Genomic DNA, 26657 nt, shown 5'->3' with positions numbered 1-26657 from the left:
ATTTCTTCCGTTTTGCTCTCGGCGACAAGGAAAAACTATACACAGGTTTGGGGGGCCGTGCAAATCGGGTGGCTGCTTTTTACGGGTGAGCGTCGACACTTAAATCATTGTGCACGCTCCCAGCCCCGGATTCATGCGAATTTCGCCCAAAAAACACCCCGCAGAGCTGCGGAAACTGAGGTCCGAAGTTCGTCGCGGGCTCACCAGCCGCCGGACAGCTCTGGGCCGTTGGCTAGTCTTCGACGATTTCTGATTCCAGAACTCGTGGGTCATCCAGCGGCAGCGCGCTGGGCACCACCGTGGGTATACCTGCAAAAGCCTGTTCGGCGTTTTCGATGACACGCTTTGCCATGTACCGGTTGCCAGCTCCACCGATCACTGCACCGACGCCGAAGGGCACCAGTCGTCCGACCACGCTAGCTGCCTGCGTGCCGATGATCTTATGCAGGAACTTCTTCTGCAAGGTGCGTTGCATCCCGGCGTAGAAGCTGGTGCTCCGGTTGGCTCCGAACGCCTGTGCCCACCCTTTCACCGGCCCGCCGCCGCGGCCCGCCGCCTGGGACGTGAGTCCGGCAATCATTGCACTGCCTTCATCTCCCATGAGGATCCCCATCACCAGGACTCGTGACTGTTCTGGGTCCTCCATGGCAATGCCATGCAGTTCAGCCAGGCTCTGGGCATAGAGGGCTGATGCCTCCAGGAATCCAAGGGTGGCAACCACCGAAAGCCCCAAGGCCACGCCCGTGCCGACGGCAGGCGCGGCCGCCGTACCTCCCACAGCGGCTCCCGAACCCGTGGATACCCGCAGATAGTCACGCTCGACCAGGGCCATCAACTCAGCGGTGTCAGCCTGGGGATGCTTCTTGCGCAGGCGGCTGATGTACGCGAGCACCAATGGGCGTTGCACGCCGATACCCTTCAAGATGGCCTGCTGCACGCTGGCACGGGGCTTGCCATCTTTGCCAATGAAAGTCATCGAGATTGGATCGTTTTTCATGATGCCCCCAGCTTATCCGCAAAACCCTGAGAGTTCCCTTGAGGAGGCGGGGGCCTACCCGGATGACGGCCAATGATTGGACGGCGTGGACTGGGGATGGAGACGCCGATCTGCGCCTGCCCGCAGAGATGCGAACGAATGACCGCACCTGGCGCGGACGCGCGGCGAGCTGCCGGTGAGGAGATCGGGCTGCGCGAACGGGCCGGTGCACGGCCACTTTGCTCCAGGGCCCTGGGCTCTGGCTAGAACTCGATGTCGGTCCAGATCAGTGATCCGGGTGCTTTCACGGTGCTCGGCACTGCTTCTTCCAGTGGAGGATCGCTCTGTTCGATGCGTCCCTGTCCGGTAACCTGCCACGAAGCATCCGGGATCAGATAGCTGCCGCTATCATTCAGGGCATCTTCTCGAGCGAGTCCCTTGAGGAATGGTTCAAGCCGGCTCTCGGCGGAATCCCGAAGATCCAAGGCGCCGGCAACAATGAACTTCTCATCGCCCACGCCCTCGGCCTGGCGGCCCTGATCCGTGCGCACGTAGTCCTTGCCAGCCAAGTAGTCCGTCATGACCTTCAGTTCATCAACGTGCCGAGCCTGCGAGATGCCAGGGTTCGCATCCTCAGGCTCGGTTTGAGTGGCGACCACGTGGACTTGCTGGCCGCCTACTTCAAGAGGAATATCCCACAGGCCGGTATTCATGACCGGAATCGAGGCAGCCAAGACCCCCGACAGGTCGGTATGGGGCAAGTGGCCGTTCTCTACGTCCTGCCATTTGAGCTTCGAAACAGCACTAATCTTTTCTTCATCCACAGGGTATTTGGACAGCAGCACGATCGATCCCTGCTCTTCAAAAGCGCCTTGGCCCCAGGCGTCCTCGGCGCTGCCGATCACGCCGTCAGCGTTTAGATCAGCACCGCTTTGCAAGCCCTTGGAACCAACAGCCAGATAGGAGTACTGGTAGTCGATATCGGTGCGGTGATCCGCCTCGTTGTTCAAGTACTGGTCCTTGAACGCATCCACGGCACCCTGTTCGGCATCCATATTGGTCAAGACCACAACGTCGGCGTCGGCTTCGGAAATGCTGTCGGCGACCTGGGCCGCCTGCGGGTTGGCACCGCCCATGAGTTTCGCCTCGAGCCCACCGGGGTTTTCGGCGGTGAGGTTGGCTTGGATCGTGGCTACACGCAACGAAGAATCAGAAAACAGCTGGGTCGGCGCCTCGGCCCGATCACCGGATCCAATTGGTACAGCAAAAGCGGCGGTCGCCGGGAGGACTAGAAGCGCTCCGAGGCTCAGGCTGGCTGTTCCAACTAGTATCTTGCGCACGGGTCAACCCTACGCCGTACCCCAACCGTTCTGCCAGCGCCTTAATCGGATTGTAATGCCAATGCCTTGGCCGCGATCTTGTTGGCCGCGAGCACCTCGTCCATATAAGGGGCACGCACCCGCGTGGTGACGCGGGCATCGACGAGGCACACGCCGCGCGCGCCGTCAGCCACCCATTGTGTGAGACCAGCCATATCCGCCAGCGTTTCCACCCGAACTCCGGTGGCTCCCATGGAGCGGGCGATGCCCGCGAAGTCCACGGTCGGGATCAGCATCGGGTCTTCGTGCAGGCCCATCGAGCCATACTGGTGGACCTCCGCACCGTAGGCGGAGTCGTTGTAGATGACGATCACCCCGCTGTCCACGGTGCGGATGATGGATTCGAGGTCGGCCAGGCCCATCAGGAACCCTCCGTCGCCGGCGGCCAGCACCACCGTACGGCCCGGCGCTGCTGCCCCAGCTCCCACCATGGAGGCGATGCCCAGACCGATGGACTGGTACGCGGTGCCCACGCAGGCCAGCGAACGCGCACCGCTCGTCGACCAGTACATCGGACCCCAGCCGATGAAGTGCCCGCCATCTTGGACCAGGACCCGGTTGGCCGGCAGGATCTTCTCCAGCTCGCTGGCTACCCGGCGAGGATCCAGCAACCCGTCCTCGGCCACGTCGTCGCCTACTGGGCGGCTGCGCAAATCGTCCAGGTCCAGTCCCGCGCACCAGTGGCCCTGCGCGTCCTGTACCGCATCGAGCAATTCAGCCGTGGCGCACTGGGCATCAGCGGTAGCGAAGATGTCCACGCGAGCGTTGGTGGCTGCCGCGCCGAGATCGATCTGGATCAGCGTCGCCGACTGGCTGACCAGGTCGCCGAAACGCATGGTGAATTGGTTCAGCGAAGCCCCCAAGACCAGCACCGTGTCGGCCTGGGCAATGATGCGGGCGTTCGCCTCGGTGGAGAATCCGCCGGTGATCCCGAGGTCGAAGTCATAGTCCAGCAGGTCGCGGGCCAGCAGCGTTCCCGAGGTGGTGGCATCCAGTTTCCGGGCCAGTTCCGCGATCTGTCCGGCGGCGTCAATGGCGCCGCGCCCATAGAGGATATGCGTGCGCTTCGAGGCATCCAGCTTCGCGACGAGCTGCTGCAGCGCGGTCGGATCGAGCCCCGGCTTGGGCGGTGTGCAGGCCAGTGAGGCGAAATCCGGGAGCACTTCGCCTGCGCTTTCGGCGGCCGCCAGGTCGTAGGGAATGGCCAGGACTACCGGGGTCTGCTCGCGCAGCGCATGGGCGGCCGCCTGCAACGCGATGCTGCCCGGGGTATGGCGATCCACGACGTAGCGAGGCGCGCGCACGCCGCCGTCGATCGCGGCCTGGTCCACATCCCAGCCGCGCAGCCCCGTGCTCGGCGCATCACCGGTGACAAAGAGCAGCGGCGTGCCGGCTGCTGCGGCTTCGGCCAGTGCGGTCACGGCATTGGTGTAGCCGGCACCGTAGGTGGTGCTGGCGATAGCCAGCTTGTTCGCAATCCGGAAGTACGCGTCGGCGGCCGAAACTGCTGCGGACTCATGGCGTACCGCGGTGTAATCGAATCCCGCGCGGACGGCGGCATCAAGGAAGTGGGCGTTGCCATTTCCCATCAGTCCGAAGATCTGCGGGGCAACTGGTTTTAGGGCATGGGCAATGGCTGCGGAAACGCTAGACATTATGGACTCTTTTCAAAGAATGGTGCTAAAGAAAATTCCATATATGTCTGCCGTTACCAGTTGCTGCATGGCAACGGGTATCGCCCCTTTTGAGAGCGCCGGAAACCACAAGACTGTGACTCCTGACTCATCGATGATAGGGCACGACAACCGTTTTGCGCCAGAGCAGCGGTGGCTGGGCCCGCACCCTGCGCGCCCATCCACCGCTTCCCCCCTCCATGCCTAGCCCTTGACGCACAGGATGGTGCGCAGGTGACCAACGACATCCACCAGATCCTTCTGCGCTTCGATCACCTGGTGGATGTCCTTGTACGCAGCGGGAATTTCATCCACGACCCCAGCGTCCTTACGACACTCGATCCCCATGGTCTGCGCCGCGAGATCCTGCGCCGAGTATCTCTTCTTCGCCGCGGTCCTACTCATCTTCCTGCCTGCACCATGCGATGCCGAGAAGTACGAACCCGGGTTGCCTCGCCCACGCACAATGTAGGACCCGGTTCCCATCGACCCTGGAATCAGCGCTAAGTCACCGGCACCAGCACGGATCGCGCCCTTGCGGGTCACCAGAAGCGTCTGCCCGTCGATCGTCTCCTCGTTGACGTAGTTGTGGTGTACGTTGATCGGCGCGTCAAAGCCCATATCGAGCCCTTCGAAGTGTCGCACCACCGATTCCTTGAAGAGCGCGAGCATCAGTGCACGAGACTTCGCAGCGTACTCCTGCGCCCACCACAGATCGTGCTTGTAGGCATCCATCTGCGGTGTGCCCTCGAGGAACACTGCCAGTTCCCTGTCCACCAACCCCTGGTTGTGTCCCAGCGACTTGGCGATGCTGATGTGCCGGTCGGCCAAGGTCTTGCCGATGTTGCGCGATCCGGAGTGCAGGGTAATCCATACTCGGTCTTCCTGGTCCAGGCACAATTCCAAGAAGTGGTTGCCACCGCCCAGGGTCCCCAACTGTCCCACTGCCTTATTGCGCAGACGATGCACCTTCTCATCCAGCGATTCAAACTTCCCGAACAGTCCATCTACACCGGCCTCCAGACCGAACCTTCGCAGATCTGGCAGTTCCTCGTGCGCGTTGAAGCCCACCGGAATGGCGGCCTCGACGCTGGCGCGCAGCATCTCAAGGCCCACCAGCTGGTCGGCCCGGATACTGGTTCGCACCGCCGCCACGCCGCAACCGATGTCCACACCAACCGCGGAGGGCGAGACTGCCTGATTCATGGCGATCACGCTGCCGATCGTTGCACCCTTGCCCACGTGAACATCGGGCATGACGCGCACTCCGTGCACCCAGGGCAATTGCGCAACCCGACGAAGCTGTGCCAGCGCTTCGTTTTCAACGTCCGCTTCCGCAGCCCACATCTGGACCCGGTCACGACTGCCACTCAGCGCTACCGGGAACGCTGTTGAATGACTCATAATTAACCTCTCTCTCGAAAGTTTTATTCGAGCATATTTGCGCCACTTATTATTTTTAGGCGCGACAATTAATCCCATGCAATACATTTGAATGGAAAATAAAAAAGGGAGCCAATGAACCAAGTTCATCGACTCCCGAAAGATTCGCTCACCCCTTCACCTCAGCCATCTCGCAAAGGTTGAAACTCAACCTCAGTTCGAGACCAATGAGATCAAGGAGTGATTTATCCGCTAGTTTCTGCGGGTAAGAGTCGATAGGTGCATAGCTTGCGGAACTCCAGCTCACTGTGATGCCGAGTCTCACGCTCACCGTTAAACAAATACTGGAAGCTGGTGGCTTGCTGCTCGTTCAGAGCTCGCTGAGAATTTTTCTTCAAGATCGCCACCCTCCTTCAGGATTTCTTGCGAACGACAATTACCTTATTTACAATAAAGCACTTTTAGGCAGAGATCCACTCGAAACCAAAACATTCCTAAACAAATATCGTTTCAATAACCACTGCTTAGCGCGAAACGGACTGCAGCCCCAGCTTGCTGGATACCGCGTCGATGAACTGCGCCGTCCCCACCGGACGGCCGCCGACCAAGACGGCCAGGTCCGCGGTCATCACCCCCTCAGCCACGGTCGCCCGGATGGCAGCGTTGATGGCTCCGGCTGCCTGGACCAGTTCGGCATTGGAGTCCAAGGTTCCACGATGCTCGAGGGCACGGCTCCAGGCGGCAATGGTAGCCACGGGATTGGCGCCGAGCTCTTCGCCCTGGACTAATCTCTTGTGGTGGCGGGCCACGGTTCCGTGGGCCGCCTCGAACAAGCAGGTTTCACCGTCCTCCCCAGCCAGAACCGAAGCCATCAAACCAGGTGAGCCGAACCCCTGGGCGACGATATCCGCTTGTACATCGCCGTCGTAGTTCTTCAGCGCCCACAAGAATCCACCAGAGCTCTTGATCGCAAAAGCCACCATGTCGTCGATCAATCGGTGCTCATAGCTGAGCCCCGCCTGGGCAAATAATGCCGCGAACTCTGACTGGTAGACAGCCTGGAACGCTTCAACAAAAACACCGTCGTAGTCCTTGAGCACTGTGTGCTTGGTCGAAAAATACAAGGGAAGCTTCAACCGCAGCGCCTGCCTGAAACAGGCCCGCGCGAAAGCCAGGATGGAATCGGTGTTGTTGTACATGCCCAGGGCCACGCCGCCATCACTCCCGAAGGTCGTGACCTCACGGACTATTGGCTCTGAACCATCGGCCGGGGTGAAACTCAGGGTGAGGCTTCCCGCGCCAGAAACCTTGAAGTCGGTTGCCTGGTATTGATCTGCGTTGGCATGCCGTGCAACGACAATCGGGGCCTTCCAGCCCGGCACGATCCGCGGCACCGAATCCAGCACGATCGGCTCCCGGAAGATCACGCCATTCAGGGCCTTGCGCAAGGTCGCGTTGGGCGATTTCCAGCGTTGGCTCAGCCCTAATCTTGCCACCTGCGCCGCCGTGGGCGTGATGGTCGAGCACTTCACCGCCACCCGATGTTCTTTCACGGCGGCGGCCGCCTGCAAGGTAATCGCATCGGCGGTCGCGTCCCTATTGGCCAACGACAGGTCAAAACTTTGAATCTCGACGTCAACGAGTGGTTTGATAATCCGTTCGCGCACCATGGTGAACATCTCGTTGGCGGCCTCGTCGCCGCGGATTTCCACGATCACCCCAGGCTTGTTGGCGTTGTTCATCGTGCAACCTCCTGAAATTGCGCCTGGGTTTTGGCCAGCAGGTGCGGAATGACTCCGCCTGCTTTCAGCAACGCCAGGTCCAGCTCGGTTTCGGCAGCCAGCCGGGCCTCGAATTCCAAGACTCCCCCGCCATGGAACTCAACCTTCACCGGCACGGCCCCGCGCACCGCCAGGGTGGTAGACGGCGCCGAGATCTCGATCCGGTCATCGGCGACAAGCTGCTGCAGCTGCGCTTTGACCTCCTGCGGGACCAGCAATGGCACCACACCCATGCCAATGAGGTTGGAGCGGTGGATTCGTTCAAAGCTTCCGGCAAGCACCGCGTGCACCCCCAGCAGCCGTTGCACCTTGGCCGCCCAGTCGCGCGAGCTGCCGGTTCCATAGCGTTCTCCCGCGATGACCACGGTGCTGTGTCCCTGCTCCCGGTACCTCTTGGCCGCTTCGGTCAGCGGAATCACCTCTCCGGTTCCGGCATGCACGGTATGGGCCACGGGCAGGTTCGCACCGAGCTTGTTCTCTAGGTTCTTGGCGTGGAATCCGCCGCGCACCATCACTTCAAAATTGCCGCGGCGCGAAGCAAAGACGTTGAGGTCATTGCGGTTCTCTCCGCGCGAGACGAGGTAGTCGGCCACGAGCGAATCGGCAGGGATCGCGCTGGCGGGGGAAATATGGTCCGTGGTGACATCATCGCCGAGCACCAGCAACGGATGGGCAACAAATGTCCCAAGCTGGCTTCCTTCATTCGCAGCGGCAAAAGGCGGGCGGCGCAGGATGTTGGAGTCTTCGTTCCACTGGAATCGGGCGCCGGTGGGCGCATCCAGCTTGGACCATAGGGGGCTGGTGGTGGCGAATTTGAAGTCGCGCGCGAAATCCTCGGCATCATGCCCCAGCTCCCATGCCGCTTGGACTTCCTCGCGCGTGGGCAGCAGGTCGGCGAGCTTCACCGGCGTACCGCCGGCTTGTTCCGGGGTGAATTCGTAGGTCAACAAGTCGACATCGGCACGGCCCACGAGCGCAAAGGCCACCACCAAAGGTGGAGACACCAAGAACCCCAGATCCAAATCCGGGTGGATGCGTCCGGCAAAATTCCGGTTTCCCGACAGGACCGCCACGGGCCTGATCGCGGATTCCGCCAGCTCTTGGCTGATCGGTTCGCTCAGCGGCCCGGAGTTGCCGATGCAGGTGGTGCAGCCGAAGCCCACCACATCAAATCCGGCGTAGCCCAGGTCTTCCAGGAGCCCGGCCCTGCGCAGGTAGCTCATGGCTGCCGGCGAACCCGGTGCCAGCGAGGTCTTCACCCAGTGCGGAACCTTCAGCCCGTACTCGCGGGCCTTGCGGGCGACCAGTCCGGCGGCGATCAGCAGTTTGGGGTCGGTGGTATTGGTGCAGCTGGTGATCGCGGCCAGCGCGATGGCGAAGCGCGGCAAACCGCCAGCGTCTTCTTCAACTCCGTTGGCTTCGCCCTCCAAGGCCTGCGGTATGTGCGATACGTCCATCAGATCCTGCGGACGGCGTGGTCCGGCAGCGCTCAGCCGGACCTGGCCCAGATCCAGTTCCAGCACATCGGTGTATTCCGGCTGGCCCTGCGGGTCGAACCACAGGCCGGCTGCCTGGTAGTAGTCCTGCACCAGTTGGATCTGCTCACTGGTGCGCCCGGTTTGCGCAAGGTAGTCAAGGACCTGCTGATCCACCGGGAAGTAACCGGTGCTGGCCCCGTATTCCGGCGCCATATTCGCAACCACTGCGCGCTCTCCGGCCGTCAGCGTGCTCACGCCGGGGCCGAAGAACTCGACAAATTCGCCGCTGGCTCCTCGTTCACGGATGATGTGGGTGATATTCAGCGCCAGGTCGGTGGCGGTGGCCCCGGCCGGCAATTGCCCGGTGAGCCGGAATCCGATGACGTCGGGGATGCGCAGGGTGGTGGGCAGGCCGAACATCACCGTCTGGGCTTCGAGCCCGCCGACACCCCAGCCCAGCACGCCCAAGGCGTTCACCATCGGGGTGTGGGAGTCGGTGCCGATCATCATGTCCGGCACGACCAGCGGATGCTCCAGATTTTCCGAGCGCTCGATATCCAGATGCGCCACGGTGGCCAGCTGCTCCAGGTTCAGGGTGTGCATGATCCCTGTTCCCGGCGGGTTGACGTTGACGGTTTCCATCGATTGCTGGGCCCACTTCAGGAATTTGTAGCGTTCCCGGTTCCGCCGGTACTCATGTGCCAGATTGCGCGGTGCTGCATCATCACGCCCGTAATCCTCTACGGCGAGCGAGTGGTCGATGGAGACCTCGACCTGCAATTGCGGGTTCAGCACGCTCGGGTCGATTCCGGCCTCGGCCAACGAGTCACGCATGGCGGCGATATCAACTAGGGCCGGGGTGCTGGTGGTGTCATGCATCAGTATCCGGTGCGGCCAGTATTCCAGTTCGGCTTCGGAGCGATGTTCGCGTAGCCAACCCTTGAGGTTGGCTACGGTCCTGGCGCTTTCTCCTGCGCTGGAGCGGCGCAGCGTATTTTCGGCCAGCAGCCTGAGCACGACGGGGAGCTGGCTGAATTCCGGGCCCAGGGCTGCCCGCAGATCCGTGGCTGAATAGCGGTGGCCGCCGGAGTCGAATGTCGTGATGCACGGCTGGCTTTGTGAAGGCATGCGCCTCTCCCTTCAGTTTTATAATTTATAAAATCGTACAACACGCATTCGTTCGACCCAAGGCTCCACCGGCTAACATTTATAAAAAGGACGTTGCACTCTATGAAATGTGCACCGCGGAAACCTGCACTTCGAGAAAGGCCACTCGTGAGCCAAGCTGCGCTGACCAAGAACGCCTACGCCTACCAGAGCGTCAGGGAACTGATCATGAGCGGGGAACTGGTTCCGGGCGAAGCCTTGGCGCAGTCGCAGCTTGCCGCCGACCTCGGCGTCAGCCTGACCCCCATGCGCGAGGCCTTGCGCAAGCTGGAAGCCGAAGGCCTGATCACCATCGACGCCCACCGCAACGCCAAGGTCGCGCCATTGACCGCCCAGGAAGCCACCAATCTCTTCCAGGTGCGCGAACGCCTTGATCCGATGGCCGCGGCCTTGGCCGCAACCCACCGCACCGATGAGGACATCACCCGGATGAAGGCCGCGGCCGAAAAGATGCGCCCGCTGGCACCAAACCCCGACCTCGCCGCGCTGGCTGCGCACCGCGAATTCCATCGCTCGATCTATACGGCCTCGCACAACGACCTGCTGATCAACATGCTCGAGTCCCTGTGGGACAAGGCCGACCGCTACCGCCAGGTCGGACTGTCCGTCCGGCAGGATTCAGCCGCGGACAAGAAGCGCGTGGCCGCCGAGCACGAGCGCATCCTCAAGGCGGTCATCGCCGGCAACGCGGCCAAGGCCGAAGAAGAAATGGCCAAGCACGTCCGAGGCAGCCTTGGCCGCCGGGCCATCGACGCACTGGCCCCGTAGGCCCAGCCCGCACCAGCACCCCCAGCGCCTTAGGCGCTGGGGGTGTTTTCATGCCTGCCTTCCGCGCCTTGACATGACTTGGATCACAACTTATGGTCATTAACTATAATTTATAATTTGTAACATCCAACGGCGTCCCGGCATCGGGCGCGAAAGGATCACAATGACTCTTGATAGCACCCGCCTGCGAAAGCCGCTTCGCGTCATGGCCATCCTGGCCGGCGCCGCAGTGGTCGCCGGGGCGGCCTTTAATGCGGCCAGCAGCGGCAGCGGCGATGACGCACGAGCCCAGCTGACCCTCATCGCACCGGCAGGCGCCGGTGGCGGCTGGGATGGAGCGGCCCGCGAAGCCCAGCAGGCCATGCGCGCGCAATCCATCGTCAACAACGCCCAGGTCGTCAACATCCCTGGTGCCGGAGGCACCATCGGGCTGAATAAGTTCGCCGGCATGGACGGCGAAAAATCCAGCCTCATGGTCATGGGCATCACGATGCTCGGCGCCATCAACATCAATGGCTCTCAAACCACCATCCAGGATGTCACCCCGATCGCCCGGCTCACCGATGACTACGACGTCCTGGTGGTCCCCGCCGACTCCCCCTATGAATCGGTGGATGAATTGGTCGCCGACTGGGCCAAAGACCCCAACGCCTTCGCCTTCGGCGGCGGTTCTCTGGGCAGCGTCGATCAGATGATCATCACCCAGCTCGCCCAGCAGGCCGGCCTCAAACCCACCGCGGTGAACTACATCGCGTACTCCGGCGGTGGCGAACTGGCCACGAGCCTGCTCAGCGGAACCATCAAGGCCTCAGTCTCCGGCTGGGTGGATTTCGCCGACCAGATCGAAGCCGGGAAACTCAAGGCTCTCGCGGTCTCGGCTCCGGAACCGGTCCCGGCCACCGGGGTGCCCACCTTGAAGGAATTGGGCTATGACATCGAGCTGACCAATTGGCGCGGCATCGTCGCCCCTCCGGGACTCACCGACGAAAACGTCAAAGAACTCCAGCAGATCGTCACCGAAACCGTCCAAACTCCCGAATGGGCCGACGCCCTGGAACGCAACCAATGGGCCGACGCCTTCCTGACCGGCCCGGAATTCGAGGAGTTCCTCGAATCCGAACGGCAAAACGTCGACGCCATCTGGAATGAGCTTGGCTACTAGCCACGAAAAATTGGAGAAACCATGACCATCCTGGTCGGATACACCCACACCGCCGAGGGCGCCGCCGCCCTGCGGCACGGCCTTGCCGCCGCCGAACTGGCCGGCACCGACATGGCCCTCTTCCCGCTCTTCGCCCTCAACGGCGAAGCCTGGCCGAGTCCGGAACTCGCCTCACAGCTGCAGCACAAGGCCCGTTTTGTGCAGCCAGGCGCGAATTCGCCACGGGCCGCTGAAGAACTGATCGACCTGGGCAATGAGCTGGATGCCCAGATGATCGTCATCGGGGTCCGCTCCCGTTCGCGGGTGGGGAAAATGCTGATGGGCTCCGATGCCCAAGCGGTGATCCTCGGGGCCAGCGTGCCGGTGCTGAGCGTAAAGGCCGATGAGAATGAGCACTGAAACATCACTGGAAGCTGCGCCCCGGACCAAACCCGGAATCGGGCGCAGCGGGCTGATCCTGCCGGGGATCCTGGTGCTATTGGGGATCTATCTGGGTGTCGGCATCATCACCATGGAAGTGCCCGACGGGGCCAAGCAGCCGGGACCAACATTCGTCCCGATCTTGATCACCATCGCGATCTTCGTCCTCGCGGCGCTACTGGCAATGCAACTGATCCGTACCCCCGAGCCGGTCCCCGCCGACCCGCAGGGCTACCGCAGCTATTCGGATTGGAAAACCGTGTCGCTGGTCGCCGCAGGTTTCCTGGCCTTCGCTTTGCTTTTAGTTCCTGCTGGATGGCTGATCAGCGCCAGCCTGCTCTTCTGGACCGTGGCCTTTGCCCTGGGCAGCAAGAACCGGGCCCGGGATCTGGGGATCGCCGTGGTTTTCTCCTCGGCCATCCAGCTGGCCTTCGGCGCGGCACTCGGCTTGAACCTGCCTAGCGGCATCCTGGAAGGACTGATCGGCTAATGGAATCCCTGAATCTGCTTCTTGACGGCTTCGGCCAAGCGCTGACCCCGATGAATCTGCTCTGGGTCTTCATCGGCGCCTTCCTGGGCACCGCCGTGGGGGTGCTGCCGGGCCTGGGTTCCTCCATGGCCGTGGCCCTGTTGTTGCCGATGACCTTTTCGCTGGACCCGGTCGGCGCCTTCATCATGTTTGCCGGCGTCTACTTCGGCGGCCTTTTTGGCGATTCCACCATGGGGATCCTGATGAATACCCCCGGCGGCTCCACTGCCATTGCCACCACCTTCGAAGGCCATCGCATGGCCAAGGACGGGCGGGCACCCCAGGCGCTGGCCACCAGCGCCATTGGCGCCTTCATCGGCGGATTGATCGCCACCACCCTGGTGGTGTTCTTTGCCCCCAAGCTGGCGGAAATCGCGGTGCTTTTCGGGCCGGCGGAATACTTTGCCCTGGCGATCTTCGCCTTCATCGCCACCGCCTCGGTGGTTTCGGACTCGGCGTTGAAGGGGCTGGCCTCGCTGCTGCTCGGCCTGGCCCTGTCCGTGGTGGGCATCGATGGCATTTCCGGGGCCTCGCGCTTCACCGCCAATGTGCCGCAGCTCTTTGACGGGGTGAGCATCATCGTGATCACCGTCGGCGTGCTGGCCCTGGGCGAGGTGCTGCATGTGGCCTCGCGCATCCACCGCGACCAGAAGCTGACCGCCATTTCCGTTGCCGGCCGCCCCTACCTTTCGCGCTCGGAAGTGCGCGAAGCGATCCCGGCCTGGCTGCGCGGCACCGCTTTTGGCGTGCCCTTCGGGGTGATTCCGGTCGGCGGTGCCGAGGTGCCCACCTTCCTGGCCTACGGCACCGAGCGCCAGCTGGACCGCAAACGCCGCTTTCCCAAGTTCGGCACCGGCGCGATTCGCGGCGTGGCCGCCCCGGAAGCTGCCGGCAATGCCACCAGCGGCACCGCCATGGGCGCGCTGCTGGCCCTGGGCCTGCCCACCTCGGCCACGGCCGCGATCATGCTGGCCGCCTTCCAGCAGTATGGCCTGCAGCCAGGTCCGATGCTTTTCGAGCGCAATGCGGATCTGGTCTGGGCGCTGCTGGCCAGTCTCTTTGTCGGCCTGGTGATGCTGCTGGTGCTGAATCTGCCCTTTGCGCCGCTATGGGCCAAGCTGCTGCTGATTCCCAAGCCACACCTGTTCGCCGGCATCACGGTGTTCTGCGGGCTGGGCGTCTACGCCACCGGCGCTTCGGTGGTCGACCTGCTGCTGGTGCTGGCCATCGGATTTGCCGCCTTCCTGATGCGCCGCTATGGCTACCCGCTGGCGCCGGTGATGATCGGCGTGGTGCTCGGCCCGCTGGCCGAAACCAGCCTGCGCAATGCGCTGATGTCCAGCGGCGGCGAGCTGTCGATCCTGCTCGGTTCGGGCATCACCATCACCTTGTACGCATTGCTGGTGCTGATGCTCGGCTACACCCTGTGGCGCCGGATCGCTTCCCGACGCCGACAGGACGTCTAGCTACAGCGCCTTGGGGCCAATCTCGGCCAGGAGCTGGCCCGGGCCGGGATTGGCCTGCGCATCCGCGCCGCCCAGATGCTGCACCACGCCCCACAGGGCGTTCAAACCGGTGGTCACCGCGCCTTCGGCCCAGCCTGCGGTCCACGATACGTCATCGCCGGCCAGGAAAATGCCGCGGTGTTCGGCGGCCATCTGCTGCTGGTCGAAATGGGTGTACAGGCGCTGCTGGTAGCGGTAGTGGCCGGGCAGGTTGGCCTTGAACGCGCCCATGAAGTTCGGATCGGACTCCCAGGACACGGTGATCGGCTGGCCGACGATGTGGTTGCGGATATCCACACCCGGATAGATCTTCTCCAGCGAATGCAGCATCAGCTCCATGCGGCGTTCGGCCGAGAGCGAGAGCCACTTGAGCGCATCGTCGTTCCAGGTGTAGGAGAGCAGGATGACCGCTGGCTGGTCTTCGCCGTGATCCAGCAGGTAGGTGGCGCGGCTGAGCCGATCGGTGAGCGTCATGGACATCAGGTGCTGCCCGGTCACCGGGTCGCGGTCTTTCCAGAACGGGCGGTCGACCATCACAAAGGTCTTGGAGGACTGCATGTAGTGGCTGCGTTCGATCGCGGTCCATAGTTCCGGGGCAAAGAGCTGTTCATCGGTGTCGATCCCGGTGGACAGCAGCCAGGACTGCACGGTGGAAACCACGGCACCGAATTCCTGGGTGCGGCCGAAGCGCTCAGTCACCTCGATGGTGTTCGCGCCGTTGAACCCGGGGTTGCCCGTGCGGTACACCTTGGCCACCGCCCCGCGCGGGGCGCCGCCATGCAGCGAAGACAGGGAAGTGCCCGCCGGCCAGTGCGCCATCTTTTCGGGCGCATGGTTCCACAACGCTTCGGGCAGCTTGGCCGCTCCCCCGGTGATGCCGCGGTGGTAGTCGTCGGCGTCGGTGTAGACCACGCGCAGGATTTCCAGGATCGAGTTCGGGAAGTCGGTATCCCAGCCGCCAGAGCCGAAGCCCACCTGGCCGAAGGCCTCGCGGTGCTCGAACCCGGCTTCCTTGAAGGCCTTGGAGTTGGCGATGAAGCCGTAGAAGCTCTCCTCGTCGAACTCCTCGAGCATCGAGTCCCACAGCTGCTTGATGGTGCGGGTATCGCGATCGCGGATGGCCTGCTGCATCTGTTCGAAGTGGGCGTCCTCGCGCAACGCCTGCTTCCATGCATCGGCCACTTCCTGGTAGAAGACCGGCAGGTCAGCCGGGTCTTCCACGTAGATCTTCTGGCCCTTGAGCTCGATCACGGTGGAGTCGGTCGGCTCGGCCAGCGGGTTCGGGAAGTCGTAGGTTCCCAGCCCCAGCAGCTCGATGTAGTGGTACAGCGCCTTGCTGGAGACCGGGAAGCGCATGCCGCCCAGGTCGCAGGTGATCTGCGGAGCCGCGGCAAAGCTCGCAGTGCGCAAGCGACCGCCGATCTGGTCGGCCTCGTAGACCACCGGCTTCAGGCCCAGCTTCATCAACTCGTAGGCGGTGACCAGTCCGGAAAGCCCGGCGCCGATCACGGCCACCTCGGTGCCGTAGAGCGATTCCGGCACGGAGCCCAGGCCGGCGTCATTGGCCAAGTAGTGGTCGTAGCCGAACGGGAAGTCCGGGTTGAGCATGGTGATGGGGTTCAAAATGGCTCCTATTTATTGCCGAGGTGGCTGTCGATGTATTCCTGCTTGCCCAGCTGCCCAAGCACCGAGCGGCGGCGGCCATAGGCCAGGTACAAGATGATGCCCACGAGCATCCAGATCCCGAAGACCACCCAGGTGTGCCAGCCCAGCTGGCTCATCAGGAACAGGCAGGCGGCCACGCCCAGAATCGGGGTGATCGGGTAGAACGGGACCTTGAAGGTGCGCGGTGCCAGCGGCTGCTTGCGGCGCAGGTACATCACCGAGACGCCCACCAGCGCAAAGGCGAACAGGGTGCCGATGCTCGTGGCATCGGCCAGCGCGCCCAGCGGGATGAAGCCGGCAGTGATCGCCACCAGGATGCCGGTAATCAGGGTGCCGATCACCGGGGTTCCGGTGCGCGGGGAGACCTTGCCGAAGGCCGCCGGCACCAGCCCGTCGCGGGACATGGACAGCAGGATGCGGGTCTGCCCATAAAGCACCGTGAGCACCACCGAGGCGATCGCGAGTACCGAGGCCACCGCGAAGACCAGCACCAGCCACGGCTGCCCGGTGATTTCGCCGACGATCTGCACCAGCGCGGCTTCGGTTCCCTCGAACCAGGTCCATTCGCGCGCACCGATCGCGGAGACCGCCACCAGCACGTAGGTCAGGGTGACGATGAGCATCGAGAGCATGATCGCGCGGGGCAGATCGCGCTTGGGGTTCTTGGCTTCTTCCCCGGCCGTGGAGGCCGCGTCGAAACCGATGTAGGAGAAGAAGACGCTGGAGGCCGCCGCGGTCACGCCGGCAGCTCCCATCGGCAGCAATGGCTCGAAGTTCCCGGCGTTGAAGGCGCTGAAGGCGACGATCGAGAAGAAGACCAGGATGCCGGCCTTGATGATGACCACAATGGTGTTCACGATGGCCGATTCGCGCGCTCCGCGCACCAGAAGCAGGGTGGCCAGCACCACGACGATCAGTGCCGGCAGGTTTACTACTCCGCCTTCGGCCGGTCCTCCGGCCAGCGAGATGGGCAGCTCCATATTAAAGGCGCGCAGGGTCTCGTTGACGTATTCGCCGGCGCCCACCGCCACCGCTGCCACGGAGACCGCGTATTCGAGCACCAGGCACCATCCGCAGATCCAGGCGATGCCTTCGCCCATGGTCGCGTAGGAATAGGAGTAGCTGGAGCCGGCCACCGGCACCATGCCCGCCATTTCGGCGTAGGACACTGCCGAGAGCAGCGCGGTCACGCCGGCGATCACGAAGGAGATCCAAATGGCCGGGCCGGCGATCGGCACGGTCGCACCGAGGATCACCAGGATGCCTGTGCCCATGGTGGCACCGACGCTGATCATGGTCAGCTGCCACATGCCCAGGGTGCGGCGCAGCGCACCGCCCGATGAGCTGGGTTCTGCGTCGCCGATCATCTGCTGGATCGACTTGCGCCGCCGCAGCTGCGGGCCAAGGCCAGTGGCTGGTTTCTTCCTGGCGCTCGTGGTGCTGTTCATCTCGGGTCCTCGCTGCACTGTGGATTTTGCTGCACTGTGGTTTTTCTTCCGCCTTCAAGCCTAGATCTGTGACTCGGCTCTCAGGATGTAAGTTTTGAACTAAAATAGTTTCTCATGGGACATTCCGCACCACCGCAATCCTCGCCGGCACCCGTGGCTCCCGGCATCACCCTGCGTCGATTCCTGCGCCAGCTCCCCCCGGAGATCGCCCTGGTCCACGATGCCGGCGACCGGCCGCTGCGCTGGGTGGAAGCCAGCGACATGGACGATCCCACCGACTACCTGCTGGACGAGGAAATGATCCTCACCAGCGGTTTTCCGCTGCTCGGCCACGACCAGGACCCTGAACAGGTCCAGCAGTTCATCGCCCGCCTCTCCCAGGCCAAGGTCAGCGCGCTGGGCTTCGGCCTCGAACCCTATTTCACCGCCATCCCGCAGACGGTGATCGATGCCTGCCGCGCCCACAAGTTGCCTCTGGTGGAAATCCCGGCCAGCGTCCCCTTCGCCGCCATCGGCATCGCCTTCGCGCAGCTGATCGAGGCGGATAACGCCGCCCAATTGCGCGTCAGCGCCGAAGCCAACCGCGCCCTGATGCGCTGCATGACGCACCCCGACCCCGAAGCCCAGCTGGTCATGGTCCTCTCCCAGCGGCTCAAGGCCAGCGTCCGGCTGCTCGGCGCCAAAGGCCAGGTCCGCCACGAGGTGCCACTGGCCGAAACCGCCGATCTCGACGAGGCCCGCAAATCCGAGCTCTTCGAGAAGGCCGCCAGCGGAGCCAGCAACCAGCAGTTCGCCATGCATCGCGAAGATTCGCTGGTTGACTTGGCCTTCCCGATCCGTGCCAGCACCACTTCCGGCGGACGCGCGCCACTGCTGGGCGTGCTGTCCATCGGCTTCGCCCGCACCCCCTCGGCCTTCGACCACAACCTGATCACCACGGCGCTGGGCCTGCTCGATGTCCTCGCGCGCGAACGTGCCGCCAGCTCGTCCAGCTCAACGCAGCTCGCCACCACCTTGCTGTTCGCCTCGCGCTCCGCCTTCGACGCCGCGACCTTCGACCTGTTCTCCGAGAGCCTTGGCGGAGCCGCCGACAATCCGGTGCGCGTTGCGGTGGTTTCCCCGCTCGTCACCCCCGTCACGCAGCAGCCCTCACCGCATTTGACCCACCTCCAGGCGCTCCTTGACACCCGCCTAGTGATGCCGACCGACAACCACTTCGTCGCCCTCACCCGCGCTGAACCCACCACGGCGATGTTCGAACGACTTGAATCCTCCGGCTACGTTGCCGGCTTCAGCACTCCGGAACCCGCCGATCGCCAACTCGGAGAAAAACTCGCTGATCTCCAGGCCCAGGCCACCGGCCTGCTCCCCCAGATCCGCGAAAAACGCCAGAGCCTCGATGCCCACCGCATCCCTCGCTCTTTCCTCTCCCTGCTCCCCGCCCAGGCCGGGAAGCAGCTTGCCAAAAAGACCCTCGCGCCGATCCTCGATCTCCCTGAACCCCGTCGTGACCTCTACCTTGAAGTGCTCACCGGCTGGCTGGAAGCCAATGGCTCCTGGGATCAGACTTCGAAGAACATTGACCTGCATCGCAATTCCGTGCGCCGCCACATCGCCTCCATCGGCGAGATTCTCGACAAGGACCTGAACCGCGCTGACGTTCGCCAGGAACTCTATCTCGCGCTGAATTTCCTCAATGCGAGCTAACCGCGTCCCTTCAAAACTTTTCCACAATACTCGAAGACATATTCGAGATAGAGAAGTATAATTAGAGTACGTCCGAAGCAAAGGCGCACGGAGATGGCCTGCACCCGGCAGTGTCGCAAGAGGATTTCGAAACCCACTTGCTGCAACTGCAAGATGACCTGGCGTGGATTGAAGACCACGGCAGCACAACTGAACGCCTTCATGCCATCGCAGGCTTGGAAAGCTTGGCCTCCTCGGCGAACTACAAGCAGGCTTCCTTGTCATATCAGGTAGAAAAGGATGTAGTCCGCGACCATGAAGATCGCGGAGTCAACCTAGAAGATCAAACGCGTGGCGCAGCTTCTAGCGTGGCCATCGCACGCAGGCAATCCCCCAAAGGATTCCGCAATTACCTGACCAATTGCCGCATCCTCATGGAAGACACTCCGCATTTGGCAGCAGCATTCTCACACGGCGAATTTACCGAACGTCAGATCATGGCAATTCTTAATGAATTGCAGACGGTCAAGGCGCAACGTCGCACCGAATTTGATGACTTCTACGGCGCGAATTCTGACATGTTCGAGAACATGGGACCGAAGCTCATCAAAGACACTGTTCGGAAATTCACTCTTTCCTACAATTCTGACCAGGTATCCAAAGAGCAGAAGACGGTCGAAGAGAGCCGCTACGCTCGCATGGAAATTGATACAACGAAGGGTTGCATCAAGCTCACCGCGATGTATCCATTACTTCCCGGCATGGGGTTGAAGAACTATCTCGACAAGGAATCCCGGAAGCTCAAGAAAAAGGGCGACGAGCGAACCGTGGAGCAGATCAGGGCCGACATTCTCCATAGCTACATGATGGCCGGAGAGCCCTCACAGATGCCCATCAACTTGCACGTCGGAGTCATCATGACCGACCGGGCATTGTTCCAGGGCGAACGGGAACCTGCATACCTCGAGGGCTACGGCTACATGCCTGCGCAAGACGTTCGAGCATGGATCGGCGGACATCAAATCGACAACGAGCTAACGTTCGAAGAGATGGAAGCCAAGCTCACCCCGGAACATATCGAACAGGTCGAAGTGCTCACTGAACTGGCTAGGTTCTATACGGCGCCTGGAGATCAGGACCTGATAGCGATGGACTCCAAAGCCCGGATCTTCCCGGAGAAGCTCAAGAAGTTCATCAGAGTTCGAGACCGGCATTGCCGCACTCCATTTTGCGACGGAATTGTCGAAGAATCAGACCACGTCAAGCAGCATGCTAGGGGTGGCAAGACCAGTGCGTACAACGGCTGCGGTCGCTGTGAAATCTGCAACAAAGCGAAGGAATCCGCCGGCTGGTTTGAGTTGACGCTCATGAAGGGCCCTCACACCATGCTGATCAATCCGGTGTCCACGACGTCGTATAAATCAACGGCCCCGCCGGCCACCGGCCTAGTCCACAAGCCTTTCCCGCATCTCATGAGTGACTCAAGTTGGTTCGAAGAACTCAAAGGCAAACTCAGACGACCCGGTTTCCCGGAGTCCACGGCCGCCTGACTACAACCTCAGACCTCAGGATGCTTCTGCACGGCACCTTCGCCCGCGGAAGTACCCTAGGGGCTGGTTACTTCTCCCTCAACCATTGCGCATAGAGGTCTCTCCGCGCCTGTTCCAGATACGGAACTTCAGTTCTAATCCGCGGTAGCGAGCTCACATCGATATCCGCAGCAAGAAGCTCGGAACCCGCACCAGCCTGCGCCAGGATAGTCCCGTCAGCACCGGCGATGACGCTGGTGCCGGCCAATTCGAATCCAGCTTCCGAACCGCTGTGGTTCGCGTAGGCAATGAAAAGCTGGCTCTCCATGGCACGAGTTGGAACAAGGCGAGTGCACACCTGCTCGTATCCGCGGCCCATGGCAGTGGGAACAAGCAGCAACTGCACCGAACGTCGTGATGCTTCGCGGACAACCTCTGGGAATTCCACGTCAAAGCAGATCACCATGCCCAGCGTCAGCCCTGCATAGTCGAAGGACGCTGGCGGGTTGCTGCCTGCGATGAATACTTCATGCTCTTCAACGCCAAAAAGCTGCACCTTCTGATAATGCGCGAGCTGCACTCCCTGATCATCAACAAAGGTCGACGTGATCAGCCAACCGGCGTCGGTAATCTCGGGCAGGGAGTAGACCAGGGCGATCGCATGCTTCGCGGCGATGCTCGACAGCCGCTGGTGAGCACCCGACAGCAGGGAAATGTCCAGGGAATCGCGCAGGACGTAGGGCGCGTAGCCGACGGCGAAAAGCTCGGACGTGAGCAGGATTCTGGCACCATCGGCGGCAGCACGTTGCGCAGCATGGTCAATGGCGTCGAGATTGCGCTCAATTCCCAAGACTTCAGCTTCGTCCTGCATTACAGCGATGCGCATTTGGCTCCCTCCGAGCACCATGGATGACTAGGTTTAACCCTATTCGGAACAGCACTTCGCGCGTCTAGGGTATTTGGTACCGAACCAAGGCAGATAAGTGCTTTTCGCACCAACGTCGAAGCCACCCGGATGGAACATCCAGGTGGCTTCGCAGGAACTACTTCGTGGCTGCTTCAGCCAGAAGTTCGACCACGTGGCGGTATTCTTTTCCGGTCGCCCGAGACATCCCCAGTTCGCAGGTGCGGTTGCACGAAGCATGAGCCTGGGCATCAAGCGCCCGGACCTCTGCAGCCTCGCGGGCGGTGGCCGAATCCGTCAGTTCCGGATGCAGCATGCCGCGATCCCCCGCGAAAGCACAACAGCCCCAATTCACCGGGGTGTTCACGGTCTGCGCCACGGCCTGCGCGATCCTCTGCAGGTCAGGATTCAGGCCCATCTGGGTCGACGAACAGGTGGGGTGCAGCGTGAGCGAGGAGATCTTGTCGATCTCAGGCAGCCTATCCAGCAGGTTCCGGGTGGTGAAGGCCAGCAGATCGATGACTTCATACCCCTGTTCTTCGAGGGTGTGGGCAAAGCCTTCGGTGCAGCTGGACGCATCCGAGATCACCGGCAACTTCTTGCCCGGCATGGCCGAACGCACCTCGTCGAGGACTCGCTGCGCCATCACTTCGTGCCCGTCGGCGTAGCCCTTGGAGGTCCATGGCGTACCGCAACACATAGATTCGATACCCTGCGGAACGAAGACCGAAACGCCGGCCGCGTGCAGCAGCCTGGTGAAGGCTGACGCCACTCCTTCGCCCTCCCCGGCCGGGCCGAACATCGTATTCACGCAGGCTGGCAAGTAGATAGCCAGCGGCTCGGCGCCTTCAGCACCCAGGTTGCCGGCCAGCGGCTTGCGCGCGGCACCACCGGCTGGAAGATCATCATCATAGCGCGGCATGACATCGGTGCTCACGACTTTGCGCGCCATATCGGTGACGCCGCGAACCAGCGGAGCGGGGAACTTGCCGGCCACGCTCAGCGCCATCGAGCCAACCCGGGTGGCTGGGCCCCAGCCCTTGGCCGCGGCCTTGAATCCAGCGGCGAGCACCGGGTGCGCATCTTCGCGGCGCAGCCGCTTGACCATCAGCCCGGTGTTGATGCCGACCGGGCAGGCGGTGACGCACATGCCGTCCACCGCGCAGGTCTGCACGCCGTTGTAGTCGAAGTCGCGTTCCAGCTCGGCAGCCAGTTCGGCATTCCCTTCGGCCTCGGCCTTCGCGATGGCTCGGCGCACCACGATGCGCTGGCGCGGGGTGAGGGTCAAGTCCTTGGAGGGGCAGACCGGCTCGCAATATCCGCATTCCACGCAGCGGTCGGCCTCGACCTCGATGGTTTCGTTGAGCTTGATGTTCCGGATGTGCGCGGCGTGGTCTTCGTCGATGATCACGCCCGGGTTCATCATCAGCCGCGGGTCGCAGGCGGCTTTGAGTTCAAGGTGCACCTCGTAGAGTTCGTCACCGTACTGGGCGCGGACAAAGGGCGCCATGGCGCGGCCGGTTCCGTGCTCGGCCTTCAGGTTGCCGTCCTTGGACAGGACCAGCTGAACCATTTTGTCGTTGAAGGAGTTGTAGCGGTTCAGCGCTGCCTCGCCCTCGAAGCGGTCGGTGAGCATGAAGTGGATGTTGCCGTCCTTGGCGTGCCCGAAGATCACCGAATCCTCGTAGCCGTACTCGGTGAACAGCTCTTGCAGGCTGCCGCAGGTTTCGGCCAGCGACTGAACCGGGACGACGACGTCTTCGAGCAGGGCAGTGGTGCCCGAAACGCGGGCGCCGGCCACCGAGGCGTAAAGGCCCTTGCGGAATTTCCAGGCGGCCTGGCGGTTTTTGGCATCCTGGGAGAGCAGCGACGGGGCACGCAGCGCGGCTGAATCCAGCAGGCGCTGGCCGGCCTTCTGCAGCCCGGCAAGTTCTTCGGCGGTATCCGCGTGGTATTCAACAAGCAGCGCGGCCTGCTGGTCGACCTCGAAGCCCATCATCGCGTCGGGGACGCCAGGCAGTTCCTGCCCCACACGCAGCGAGGTGGAATCCATCAGTTCCAAGGTGGCCGCACCGGAGTCCAGGAGTTCGGGCAGGGCGCGGGTGGCCAGATCGAGATTGTCGAAAACCGCCAGGGTGGCGGTGGCCAGCTTGCGGATCGGCACGGTACGGAACACCGCTTCGGCGACAAAGGCCAAGGTGCCTTCGGAGCCGATGATCAGGTGGGCCATGAGCTCGGCCGGGGTATCGAAGTCGAGGAAGGCGTTCAGCCCATAGCCCATGGTGTTTTTCAGGGCGAAGTGCTTGTGGATCTTGGCGACCGACGCGGGGTTGTTGCGCACGCGAGCCAGCAGGCGATCCAGGGTGGCGACCAGCTGGGGTTCGGCGGCGGCCAGTTGGCGGTCGGCATCGGGATCGGCGGTGTTGATCATGGTGCCAGAGGGCAGCACGAAGGTCATCGATTCCAGGGTGCGGTAGGTGTTGAACTCGGTGCCGCAGGCCATGCCCGAGGAGTTGTTGGCGATCACTCCGCCAATGGTGCAGGCCGCTTCGCTGGCCGGATCCGGGCCGAGCTTGGTGCCGTAGACGGCCAGGCGCGCGTTGACCTGGCGGACCGTGGCGCCGGGCTCTACGCGCACGCGCGCCCCGTCATCCAGGACCTGGATGCCGCGGAAATTGCGGCGCACGTCGATCATCAGCCCGTCGCCGCTGGCTTGGCCGGCCAGCGAGGTCCCGCCAGAGCGCAGGGTGACCGGCTGGTTCTTGCTGGCCGCGGCGTGCAGCAGGGCGGCGACTTCAGCGGCGTCCTTGGCGAGGATCACCGCCTGCGGGGTGTACAGGTAGTGCGAGGCATCCGAGGCGTAGGCGACGCGGTCGATGGAACGGGTCTTGACGCGGCCCGGTTCGCCAACGAGGTCGAGAATACTGGGTGAAACCGTTGGTTCGCCGAGTGCTGGCGTGCTCAATGCCATGGTGCGCTCCTGTGTCGCGGGCAGGTGGTTACTGCCCAAGAAGAAAATTGTCTAACAAGTACACAACCAATGGTAGTACGATTCATGGGATACTTGTGAGGTTATTTTCTTGGCCCGAAAGGAAACACGTGGCAGCCCGATTAGGAGTGGTTTCGGTGGTGCAGGCCGTCATCGCCTCGCTGCGCACCCGCATCTTCAGCGGCGAGCTGGCTCCCGGCACCCCCTTGGGCGAAGTCGATGTGGCCACCCATTATGAGGTGGCCCGTCCTACCGCCAAGGCCGCGCTGGAGAACCTCGTGGCCAGCGGACTGCTCACCCGCAACGCCCATCAGAGCGCCCGGGTCACACGGTTGACCTCGGCCGATGCCCGCGACATCTACCGCACCCGCGCGATCATCGAGGCCGAAGCGGTCCGCCTGCTCGCCAGCACCGGGCAGGTTCCCGGTGCCGCGCGGGAAGCCAACGCGGAAATCACCGCCCTGAGCGAGGCCTCGCCGATCCAGATTGTCGATCCCGATGTCCGCTTCCACAGTGCGCTGGTCCAGGCCCTGGATTCCGAGCGCACCAGCGCGATCTACGGACAGCTCAGCGACGAAATCCGCCTGTGCATGACCCAGGTCCAGGACGCGACGCTGCTGGACACCGCCGATATCGCCAACGAGCATGCCCGGTTGCTGGAGAAGATCGCCGCCGGCGACCAGCAGGGCGCCGCCGAGCTGCTGGCCCAGCACCTGGAGAATGCCAGCACCCGGCTGGCCGCGCACCTAGACCGCCTGGCGGCAGGCCTCAAGTAGGCGCAGCCAGATTTCGCTCATCGTCGGATAGGCTGGCACCGCATGCCACAGCCGATCCAGCGGAACTGAGCCGACGATCGCAATGGTCGCCGCGTGCAGCAGCTCGGCCACGTCCTGGCCGACAAAGGTGGCACCGAGGATCACCTGGCGGTCCTGGTCGATCACCAGCTGGGCGCGCCCGGCATAGCCATCGGCGTGAAGGCCGGCCCCGGCCACGCTGCCCAGGTCGTAGGCCACGGTGCGCACCGCGAAGCCGGCCTCGCGCGCCTGGGCTTCGGTCAGCCCCACGGCGGCCACCTCGGGGTCGGTGAAGATCACCCGCGGCACGGCGTGATGATCGGCGGTGGCAGCATGCGCGCCCCATGGCCCGGCAGCCAGCTCGGTTCCATTCAGCCGTGCGGCGATCGCTTCCCCGGCAATGCGAGCTTGGTATTTGCCCTGATGGGTCAGCAGGGCCCGGCCATTCACATCGCCGGCGGCGTAGAGCCAGTCGGTGCCCGCCACCAGCATGGTGTCATCCACGCTGAGCTTCGCATCCAGGCCGAGGGCCTCCAGGCCCAGGTCGAGGGTGGCCGGGGCGCGACCGGCCGCCACCACCAGTTCGCGGCCCTGCACCGTTGACCCGTCATCGAGCCCCAGGGTGATGGTTCCGTCCTGGGCCCGGCACACCTTAGTGGGCTTGGCCCCGAGGCGAACTTCCACCCCGGCTTCCTTCAGGCCGGCGGCCACATGGTCGGCGACGAAGGGCTCCTCTCGGCCCAGCAGCGCCGAACGCGAGACCAGCGTGACACTCGATCCGAGGCTGGCGAAGGCCAGGGCCATTTCGGTGCCCGCCACCCCGCCGCCGAGCACGATCAGGGAGTCCGGAACTTGCTGCGCTGAGGTGATTTCGCGGGTGCCCCAAGGCCGCGCTTCGGCCAGGCCGGTGATCTCCGGCAGCGTGGGGATCGACCCGGTGGCCAGCGCTACGGCGCGGGCGCTGTAGACCCGCTCGCCGACCTGCACCTTGCCCGGGCCGGCTAACCGTCCGCGGCCGCGGATCAGGTCGATTCCGGCGGAGTCCAGCCATCGGACCTGCCCGTCGTCCTTCCAGCCGCTGGTGAATTCGGTGCGGCGCGCCAAAACGGCGTCGGCATCGAGCTTTCCGGTGATGCCCTGGCGTGCTCCGGGCAGCCGCTGGGCCGCGCGCAGCGCATGGCCGCTGCGCAGCAGAGCCTTGGAGGGCATGCAGGCCCAATAGGAGCATTCGCCGCCGACCAGTTCGGATTCGATGATGGCCACGCTCAGAGACTGCCGGGCGGCGTAGTCCGCGACATTTTCGCCGACCGGGCCGGCTCCGATGACGATCAGATCGTAGTTGTGGTTCTCGCTCATGCGTCGGCCTTTCTAAGTTTGATGCCCAGGGCGATGGCAACCAGGACGCTGGCCGCGGCCCAGTT

Annotated in this window: 19 protein-coding genes; 8 read left to right on the top strand and 11 right to left on the bottom strand. The window is 63.1% G+C overall.

The genetic code is table 11. The features are described 5' to 3' along the window. Positions 1-232: 232 nt before the first annotated feature. The 6 genes from OF385_RS01075 to acnA all read right to left on the bottom strand — a co-directional run bounded on the left by OF385_RS01075 (position 233) and on the right by acnA (position 9798). Positions 233-997 carry a hypothetical protein gene (locus OF385_RS01075; protein ID WP_264276585.1) on the bottom strand — a complete coding sequence of 255 codons (765 nt, stop codon included), beginning with the start codon at positions 995-997 and terminating at the stop codon, positions 233-235. A 242-nt stretch (positions 998-1239) separates the two neighbouring features. Then, complete coding sequence (locus OF385_RS01070; protein WP_264276584.1) at positions 1240-2316, bottom strand: endonuclease/exonuclease/phosphatase family protein; 1077 nt, start codon at positions 2314-2316, stop codon at positions 1240-1242. A gap of 41 nt (positions 2317-2357) precedes the next feature. Then, complete coding sequence (locus OF385_RS01065) at positions 2358-4010, bottom strand: thiamine pyrophosphate-binding protein (protein WP_264276583.1); 1653 nt, start codon at positions 4008-4010, stop codon at positions 2358-2360. A 222-nt stretch (positions 4011-4232) separates the two neighbouring features. Further along, complete coding sequence (locus tag OF385_RS01060; protein WP_264276582.1) at positions 4233-5432, bottom strand: RtcB family protein; 1200 nt, start codon at positions 5430-5432, stop codon at positions 4233-4235. Between the two features lie 503 nt (positions 5433-5935). Next, positions 5936-7153, bottom strand: coding sequence for an NADP-dependent isocitrate dehydrogenase (locus OF385_RS01055; protein ID WP_264276581.1), 1218 nt, complete (start codon positions 7151-7153; stop codon positions 5936-5938). Continuing rightward, a complete protein-coding gene (gene acnA / locus OF385_RS01050; protein ID WP_264276580.1) occupies positions 7150-9798 on the bottom strand; it encodes an aconitate hydratase AcnA in 2649 nt (882 codons plus the stop codon). Before acnA ends, OF385_RS01055 begins: the two co-directional genes overlap by 4 nt. Before the next feature lie 147 nt (positions 9799-9945). On the opposite strand from acnA, the gene OF385_RS01045 reads away from it, so the two are divergent. From OF385_RS01045 to OF385_RS01025, 5 genes are all read left to right on the top strand, one after another. Continuing rightward, the gene (locus OF385_RS01045; protein ID WP_264276579.1) at positions 9946-10605 is read left to right on the top strand and encodes a GntR family transcriptional regulator; all 660 of its coding nucleotides are present in this window, start codon (positions 9946-9948) and stop codon (positions 10603-10605) included. 163 nt (positions 10606-10768) lie between these two features. Further along, positions 10769-11767, top strand: coding sequence for a tripartite tricarboxylate transporter substrate binding protein (locus OF385_RS01040; RefSeq protein ID WP_264276578.1), 999 nt, complete (start codon positions 10769-10771; stop codon positions 11765-11767). 21 nt (positions 11768-11788) lie between these two features. Next, the gene (locus OF385_RS01035; protein ID WP_264276577.1) at positions 11789-12166 is read left to right on the top strand and encodes a universal stress protein; all 378 of its coding nucleotides are present in this window, start codon (positions 11789-11791) and stop codon (positions 12164-12166) included. Continuing rightward, positions 12156-12677: a tripartite tricarboxylate transporter TctB family protein gene (locus tag OF385_RS01030; RefSeq protein WP_264276576.1), complete on the top strand. Its 522-nt coding sequence runs from the start codon at positions 12156-12158 to the stop codon at positions 12675-12677. The genes OF385_RS01035 and OF385_RS01030 overlap by 11 nt, the downstream gene beginning before the upstream one ends. Beyond that, positions 12677-14182, top strand: coding sequence for a tripartite tricarboxylate transporter permease (locus OF385_RS01025; protein ID WP_264276575.1), 1506 nt, complete (start codon positions 12677-12679; stop codon positions 14180-14182). Before OF385_RS01030 ends, OF385_RS01025 begins: the two co-directional genes overlap by 1 nt. Here OF385_RS01025 and OF385_RS01020 read toward each other — a convergent pair whose 3' ends face one another. Both OF385_RS01020 and OF385_RS01015 read right to left on the bottom strand, forming a co-directional pair. Next, positions 14183-15829, bottom strand: coding sequence for a flavin monoamine oxidase family protein (locus tag OF385_RS01020; RefSeq protein ID WP_264277830.1), 1647 nt, complete (start codon positions 15827-15829; stop codon positions 14183-14185). It lies immediately after the preceding gene. Positions 15830-15852: 23 nt separating this feature from the next. Next, positions 15853-17334, bottom strand: coding sequence for an amino acid permease (locus OF385_RS01015; protein WP_264276574.1), 1482 nt, complete (start codon positions 17332-17334; stop codon positions 15853-15855). A gap of 114 nt (positions 17335-17448) precedes the next feature. Between OF385_RS01015 and OF385_RS01010 the strand changes: the two genes are divergently transcribed. Together OF385_RS01010 and OF385_RS01005 are read left to right on the top strand one after the other, a co-directional pair. Next, positions 17449-19041, top strand: a complete 1593-nt coding sequence (locus tag OF385_RS01010) for a PucR family transcriptional regulator (RefSeq protein ID WP_264276573.1) — start codon at positions 17449-17451, stop codon at positions 19039-19041. 110 nt (positions 19042-19151) lie between these two features. Continuing rightward, positions 19152-20570 (top strand): HNH endonuclease, encoded by a 1419-nt coding sequence (locus OF385_RS01005; RefSeq protein ID WP_264276572.1) that lies wholly within the window; start codon positions 19152-19154, stop codon positions 20568-20570. A gap of 67 nt (positions 20571-20637) precedes the next feature. On the opposite strand, the gene OF385_RS01000 is transcribed toward OF385_RS01005, so the two are convergent. Next, positions 20638-21435 carry a nitrilase-related carbon-nitrogen hydrolase gene (locus OF385_RS01000; RefSeq protein WP_264276571.1) on the bottom strand — a complete coding sequence of 266 codons (798 nt, stop codon included), beginning with the start codon at positions 21433-21435 and terminating at the stop codon, positions 20638-20640. Between the two features lie 157 nt (positions 21436-21592). After that, entirely contained in the window at positions 21593-24424 is a 2832-nt protein-coding gene (locus tag OF385_RS00995; RefSeq protein ID WP_264276570.1) for an FAD-binding and (Fe-S)-binding domain-containing protein, read from the bottom strand. 128 nt (positions 24425-24552) lie between these two features. Between OF385_RS00995 and OF385_RS00990 the strand changes: the two genes are divergently transcribed. Further along, the gene (locus OF385_RS00990) at positions 24553-25218 is read left to right on the top strand and encodes a GntR family transcriptional regulator (protein ID WP_264276569.1); all 666 of its coding nucleotides are present in this window, start codon (positions 24553-24555) and stop codon (positions 25216-25218) included. On the opposite strand, the gene OF385_RS00985 is transcribed toward OF385_RS00990, so the two are convergent. Further along, positions 25189-26592: a dihydrolipoyl dehydrogenase family protein gene (locus OF385_RS00985; RefSeq protein ID WP_264276568.1), complete on the bottom strand. Its 1404-nt coding sequence runs from the start codon at positions 26590-26592 to the stop codon at positions 25189-25191. The two genes, OF385_RS00990 and OF385_RS00985, sit on opposite strands and share 30 nt — an antisense overlap. Between the last annotated feature and the right edge of the window lie 65 nt (positions 26593-26657).

It is taken from the genome of Glutamicibacter sp. JL.03c (assembly GCF_025854375.1).
Lineage (GTDB): Bacteria > Actinomycetota > Actinomycetes > Actinomycetales > Micrococcaceae > Glutamicibacter.
Note: the sequence above shows the minus strand (reverse complement) of the source record. Positions and strands in the feature narration are given on the sequence as shown.

Coding starts and splice junctions, on each gene's coding strand:
- OF385_RS01075 (WP_264276585.1), bottom strand. CDS start 997: ATGAAAAACGATCCAATCTCGATGACTTTCATTGGCAAAGATGGCAAG.
- OF385_RS01065 (WP_264276583.1), bottom strand. CDS start 4,010: ATGTCTAGCGTTTCCGCAGCCATTGCCCATGCCCTAAAACCAGTTGCC.
- OF385_RS01060 (WP_264276582.1), bottom strand. CDS start 5,432: ATGAGTCATTCAACAGCGTTCCCGGTAGCGCTGAGTGGCAGTCGTGAC.
- OF385_RS01055 (WP_264276581.1), bottom strand. CDS start 7,153: ATGAACAACGCCAACAAGCCTGGGGTGATCGTGGAAATCCGCGGCGAC.
- acnA (WP_264276580.1), bottom strand. CDS start 9,798: ATGCCTTCACAAAGCCAGCCGTGCATCACGACATTCGACTCCGGCGGC.
- OF385_RS01040 (WP_264276578.1), top strand. CDS start 10,769: ATGACTCTTGATAGCACCCGCCTGCGAAAGCCGCTTCGCGTCATGGCC.
- OF385_RS01035 (WP_264276577.1), top strand. CDS start 11,789: ATGACCATCCTGGTCGGATACACCCACACCGCCGAGGGCGCCGCCGCC.
- OF385_RS01030 (WP_264276576.1), top strand. CDS start 12,156: ATGAGCACTGAAACATCACTGGAAGCTGCGCCCCGGACCAAACCCGGA.
- OF385_RS01025 (WP_264276575.1), top strand. CDS start 12,677: ATGGAATCCCTGAATCTGCTTCTTGACGGCTTCGGCCAAGCGCTGACC.
- OF385_RS01020 (WP_264277830.1), bottom strand. CDS start 15,829: ATGCTCAACCCGGACTTCCCGTTCGGCTACGACCACTACTTGGCCAAT.
- OF385_RS01015 (WP_264276574.1), bottom strand. CDS start 17,334: ATGAACAGCACCACGAGCGCCAGGAAGAAACCAGCCACTGGCCTTGGC.
- OF385_RS01010 (WP_264276573.1), top strand. CDS start 17,449: ATGGGACATTCCGCACCACCGCAATCCTCGCCGGCACCCGTGGCTCCC.
- OF385_RS01000 (WP_264276571.1), bottom strand. CDS start 21,435: ATGCGCATCGCTGTAATGCAGGACGAAGCTGAAGTCTTGGGAATTGAG.
- OF385_RS00995 (WP_264276570.1), bottom strand. CDS start 24,424: ATGGCATTGAGCACGCCAGCACTCGGCGAACCAACGGTTTCACCCAGT.
- OF385_RS00985 (WP_264276568.1), bottom strand. CDS start 26,592: ATGAGCGAGAACCACAACTACGATCTGATCGTCATCGGAGCCGGCCCG.